Origin of the sequence: Streptomyces anatolicus (genome assembly GCF_019400875.1) — a bacterium.
In the GTDB taxonomy this organism is placed as follows: Bacteria; Actinomycetota; Actinomycetes; order Streptomycetales; family Streptomycetaceae; genus Streptomyces; species Streptomyces anatolicus.
On the sequence record NZ_WMBF01000604.1, the window covers coordinates 1 to 3,391 of the forward strand.

General features: G+C 74.0%; 4 protein-coding genes. 2 read left to right on the forward strand and 2 right to left on the reverse strand.

Going from position 1 to position 3,391, the window contains the following annotated elements; genetic code table 11:
- On the forward strand, positions 1–1,358 hold a 1,358-nt coding region (locus GKQ77_RS30235), incomplete at its 5' end, for an AMP-dependent synthetase/ligase (RefSeq protein ID WP_219692309.1).
- A 157-nt stretch (positions 1,359–1,515) separates the two neighbouring features.
- On the opposite strand, the gene GKQ77_RS30240 is transcribed toward GKQ77_RS30235, so the two are convergent.
- Positions 1,516–2,310, reverse strand: coding sequence for an MBL fold metallo-hydrolase (locus GKQ77_RS30240; protein WP_219692310.1), 795 nt, complete (start codon positions 2,308–2,310; stop codon positions 1,516–1,518).
- Positions 2,311–2,402: 92 nt separating this feature from the next.
- On the opposite strand from GKQ77_RS30240, the gene GKQ77_RS30245 reads away from it, so the two are divergent.
- On the forward strand, positions 2,403–2,996 hold the full coding sequence (locus GKQ77_RS30245) for a CGNR zinc finger domain-containing protein (RefSeq protein WP_219692311.1): 594 nt from the start codon (positions 2,403–2,405) through the stop codon (positions 2,994–2,996).
- 55 nt (positions 2,997–3,051) lie between these two features.
- On the opposite strand, the gene GKQ77_RS30250 is transcribed toward GKQ77_RS30245, so the two are convergent.
- A complete protein-coding gene (locus tag GKQ77_RS30250; RefSeq protein ID WP_219692312.1) occupies positions 3,052–3,366 on the reverse strand; it encodes an AzlD domain-containing protein in 315 nt (104 codons plus the stop codon).
- Positions 3,367–3,391: the final 25 nt, after the last annotated feature.

The window sequence follows — 3,391 nt, forward strand, 5'->3', positions numbered from 1 at the left end:
GGGCACAAGGGGCGCGGAGGGCACAAGGGACGCAGGACGTAACCGGCACGGTGGAAGATGCCGCCCCGCTCGACGCGCTGCTGGCGAGCGCCGCCGCCCGGAGCGAGGACGACCTGGCCACCATCATCTACACGTCCGGCACCACCGGCGCACCCAAGGGATGCCTGCTGACCCACGGCAACCTGCTCGCCGTGCAGCGCGCCACCGTGCCGCTCGTCGGCGGGGGCCCAGGCGATTCCACGTACCTCTATCTGCCGCTCGCCCATCTCCTCGCCCAGCTCATCGAGTTCACCACGCTCCTCCAGGGCGGCACGCTCACCTTCTTCGGCGGGCGGATCGAGGACGTCGTCGGCGAGCTGGCACAGGCGCGGCCCACCCATCTGCCGTCCGTGCCGCGCCTCTTCGAGAAGGTGCGCTCGGTCGTGCTGTCGCTCGCGGAGTCGCAGGAGGGCGGGCGCGAACGGTTCGAGGAGGCCGTCCGCATCGGCGTCATGGCCGCCGACGGCACACTTCCGCCGGATCTCCAGGACGCGTACGAGGCCGCCGACAAGGCTCTCTACGGCCTGGTCAGGCAGGCGCTCGGCGGCCGGGTCCGCTGGGCGCTCACCGGCGGCGCGCCCATCGCGCCGGACACCGTCGACTTCCTGCGGGCCTGCGGCATCGCGGTCTACGAGGGTTACGGCATGACGGAGTCGGCCGGTGTCCTCACCCTCAACCACCCCGGCGCCGTGCGCCACGGCACGGTGGGCCGCCCGATCGACGGCGTCGAGCTGCGCATCGCGGCCGACGGCGAAGTCCTGGCCCGGGGCCCCATGGTCTTCCCCGGCTACCACAACAACCCCGAGGCCACCCGCGAGACCGTCGACGCCGAGGGCTGGCTGCACACGGGCGACCTGGGCGCGCTCGACGACGACGGCTACCTCACGATCACCGGCCGCAAGAAGGACCTGATCATCACCTCGGGCGGCAAGAACCTCACGCCCTCCCTGAGCGAACTCGCCGTCCAGAACTCGCGGTTCGTCTCCCGCGCCGTCATGGTCGGCGACCGCCGCCCCCACCCCGTCGCCCTGATCACCCTGGACGCGGAGGAGGTCACCGGCTGGGCGGCCCGCGAAGGCGTGGAGCTGACCGAGCCGCTCTCCCGCGACCCGCGCGTCCTCGCCCTGGTCCAGGAGGCCGTGGACACCGCCAACGCCACCGTCTCGCGGCCCGCCCGCATCCGCCGGTTCGCCGTGCTGGACGAGGACTTCACGGTCGAGGACGGCCTGCTCACCCCGAGCCTGAAGGTGCGCAGACGCGCGGTCACGGAGCGGTACGCGGACGTCGTGGACGCCCTCTACGAGGAAGGCCCCCTGTAGCGGGTACCCCACCTCGGGCATGGCCGTGCGGTCCTTCGGTTTCGAGGTTTCGCGGGGTGCGGCGTGAGGGGAGCGCCGGGCGCCGGCCGGTGGTCGCGGCAGGGCTCCGTCGACCGGCGCCCGGGCCGTGTCCGGCACGCGTGCGGCGTAGGTGGGGTCAGCCGCGGACGCCGAAGTCGAGGCGATCGGAGAGGCCGGCGGTGGCGAAGGCGGCGACCAACTCGTCGCGGCCCTCGGTGAAGTGGGCCCAGCTGTCGTAGTGGACGGGGACCACGCGTGCGGCGTCGAGGACCTGCGCGGCCTGGGCGGCCTGGGCGCTGTCCAGGACGATCAGCCCGCCGTCGAAGACGTCGGGGAAGCGGGGCGCTCCGGCGAAGAGGAGGGTCGTGTCCACGGGGGCGAAGCGCTCGGCGATCTCCTTGACCGCGTCGAGGGAGGCGTTGTCGCCGCTGACGTAGACGGTGGGCAGGCCCTCGCCGGTCAGGACGAACCCGACGACCTCGCCGCAGATCGGCTCGACCTCCTCGCGCGGCCCGGGGCCATGGATGGCGGGCACGCCCGTCACGGTGACCGTGCCGGGCCCGCCGTCCCGGCGCTCCAGCTCGACCGACTGCCAGTCGGCGAGGCCGGTGGCCGCCTCCCCGAGACGCTCCCCGCCCCCGGGAGTGGTGAGCGTCAGCGGGACATCGGCGAGCAGGGCCCGGCCGGAGGTGTCGAGGTTGTCGGCGTGCTCGTCGTGCGAGAGCAGGACCACGTCGACGCGGCCGAGATCGGCCGGACTGCCGTCCGCAGCCGCCGTCTTGGTCAGCACGACGGCCGGTGCCGGGTGGTCGCCGGGGCCGTCGAAGGTCGGGTCGGTGAGAAAGCGCAGGCCGGCGTAGTCGAAGAGGGCGGTCGGGCCGCCGAAGACGCGGACGGGGAACGGGACGGTCTGCGGGCTCGGGGAAGACACGAGAAGAGTTCCTCACGGATAGAGGGAGTGTTAACCGTGACTCGGACTGTACGCATGTCTCACGGATGGGCGCAAGCCGTACCATGAGAAGCATGGAAGAGTTCGCGACGGAAGAAGCCGCCCTGCCGTCGGCGCCGGGCGAGGCGGAGCACCCCGCCCTGGCCCTGGCCAACAGCGCCGTTGCCCTGCCCGGCGGCCGCGCGGCCGACCTCCTGAGCACCCCGGCGCGGGCCGAGGAGTGGCTGGTGCGCCGCGACCTCGCCCCGGTCGGCGCCGGCCTGGCGGAGGTATGCGCCACGCAGCTGCGCTCGTTGCGGGAACAGGTCAGGTCGCTGCTTGCCTCCCTTGTCGCCGGGCAGCCCGCCCTGCCCGCGGCCCTCGCGGCGGTCAACGACGTGATGACCCGGGTCCCGACGGCATCTCTGCTGCTGTGGGACGAGAAGACCGGCCCCTACCGCGCCGCGCCCCACCCCACCACCGCGATCGTCGAACACGCCCTGGCCGTCATCGCCGCCGACGCCGCCGACCTGCTCACCTCCCCCGACGCCACCCGACTGACCTCCTGCGCCTCCCCGCCCTGCAACCGCTTCCTGCTCAAGCACGGGCGCCGCCAGTGGTGCTCCACCCGCTGCGGCGACCGCGCCCGCGCCGCCCGCGCCTACGCCCGCCGTACCCCGACGGACTGACGGCGCCGCGCCACCGGCGCTGCCCCAAGCTCCTCAGGGCACCCCCGGCAGCTCCTCACGACACCCCCGCGAGCCGCAGCAGCGCGGTCACCGCCGCCCCGGCCACCACGACCACGGCGAACGGCGCCCTGCGCCAGGCGAGGACCCCGCCGACCAGCACACCGGCGGGCCTGGCCCACCCCGCGAACTCCCGGCCCTCCGTGAGGGCGACCGTGGCGAGCAGCGCGACCAGCAGGACCGTGGCGCTGGTGGTCAGCAACTCCTGTACGCGGGCCGGGAGTTCGACGCGCCCGTGCAGCACGGGCCCGGCCAGGCGGAAGGCGTACGTGCCGACGGCGAGGGCGAGGACACAGGCGAGCGTGGCGTTCATGAGGCGCTCCCGGGAGGGGTGGTAC